This is a genomic window from Stieleria sedimenti (genome assembly GCF_025060895.1).
GTDB lineage: Bacteria > Planctomycetota > Planctomycetia > Pirellulales > Pirellulaceae > Stieleria > Stieleria sedimenti.
Genome location: NZ_JANZKV010000393.1, coordinates 1 through 1,720, shown reverse-complemented (window position 1 = coordinate 1,720; position 1,720 = coordinate 1). Strand labels below are relative to the sequence as shown.

Genomic DNA, 1,720 nt, shown 5'->3' with positions numbered 1-1,720 from the left:
GACGTTGAACGTAGACGTTCGTCGGAGTAAGTAGGCCCCTTTGAAGACGATGTCAGACGAGACCGATACTTCACCGAGCCAGCGACGCCGCTTGGTCGTACTTGCAGCCGGCGTGATCGCAGTGCTGTACGGATCGGCATATGCAGCGATGGTTGAACCGACAGAGGAGATTGCATGGCTGGAAACCGGGGAAATAAAGACGTACGTTGAACCACACTACGGATTCCCTGACCCAGAAAGTGTCGAACACCGCGTATCATCGTTACTTTTTAGACCTGCAAATTGGGTCGATCGCGCGATACGCACGAGCACATGGACACCAGAATCACAAACCGTCGATTGATACCACGAACCGTTGACTGCTCGCCAGAGATTGCCACGTTTGTTTGCCCACGGCAGTTCACACCGAGTAACTTGTTGACAATCACTAGCGAATCGCGACCCCAACGATCGTAGACCCGACGAACCATCGGATGCACGACGAGTCGCCGAGTCGTGGTTTTTGAAGTGGAGGATCGCTCGCGGCGACCGCGTGATCCGTGACGTTCGTGGCGGTAGACGTGGCTGCGATGGTCCGGCGCCTGTCGTCCACGCTGCTGATAGGGACGCTCGAATTGTGCCCACTTGAAGTCATCGAGCCTCCGTTTCCTAGGATTCGCTTTTGTTGTCACGGTTTGACGGGTGCGCGGTCGACTCGGCTGACGAAGACAAACCGACGCCTGACAATTTCAACGCTGACGACCGACGCCTGACATGCCGGCTGCAGATTGGGACGCCGGAATTTCCCTTGGCAATTCGAATCGAGTACATTGGCAAACCGCGACGATGTTCCAAACCGGCGTGCCGACCCACGCCACGAACCCGGCGATGCACCCCAGCACACTCGTTGCCGCGAGACACAAGCTTTCACCCCGTTCCGATCATCACACTCACGACAACTCAATCGTAGAGGTCCGCGTGCGAGGTGATCGCTGACGTTCTGCTACAGGATCTAATGCTCAAACGCATGTTCGCACTTTCCGCCGTTTGCGTCATGCTCGGATGCAACACACAATCGCCGATTATGTACCTACATACCATTGATGCCAAGAATGATCTCGGAGTCCAAGTCGTTACGCCAGATGAAATCGAAGCCGAACTTGATCGGCATTCTGATCGAAGCCCGTTCAAAGCTGAGTACAAAGCAAGTGAACGGGCTACATGGCTTGAAGCCGACGACGGTGGACGCCGTTATGGAGCGATCGACGGCCGTTTGCAACTCAAACTTGAGAACTTCTTAACAGAACACTTTCGCAGTTTCCCTATTCCGGATGGATACTATCATGGTGTGACCAGCACGGAATCGCCGGACGACCGATACAAGGCATACGCCTACCAGCTGTGGGATTGGTTTGACGACTGTTGTCAAATCCGCTTTCAAGTGGCTGGCGACGTTGTGTCCCGTGAATTGATTGCCGGACTGCAGGGACTGCTGGTCGGCGAGTTCTCGAACTGGTGCATCGTCATGCTTGCGCCAATGAGCGACAACTTTGATGATATCGACGGCGTAGAAATCGCCGTATTCGCAAATTCGGTTCTCATCCCACGTGAGTTTGCTGTTCACTATACTGGAAACTAGCAGAACCACGCCGTGCACACGAAGGACGGCCTGCGCGGTTTTTGGAGTGGAAAATCAATCGTCCGTCCTCGGTGACGGCGGACGTTCGCCAACTGAAGATTC

General features: G+C 54.7%; 1 protein-coding gene. It reads left to right on the top strand.

The features are described 5' to 3' along the window. Window positions 1–994: 994 nt before the first annotated feature. Complete coding sequence (locus tag NZK35_RS34160; RefSeq protein ID WP_259637010.1) at window positions 995–1,618, top strand: hypothetical protein; 624 nt, start codon at window positions 995–997, stop codon at window positions 1,616–1,618. Window positions 1,619–1,720 lie beyond the last annotated feature (102 nt).

Bases quoted from the DNA above. Each gene is read 5' to 3' on its own strand.
- NZK35_RS34160 (WP_259637010.1), top strand. From the start codon at position 995: ATGCTCAAACGCATGTTCGCACTTTCCGCCGTTTGCGTCATGCTCGGA.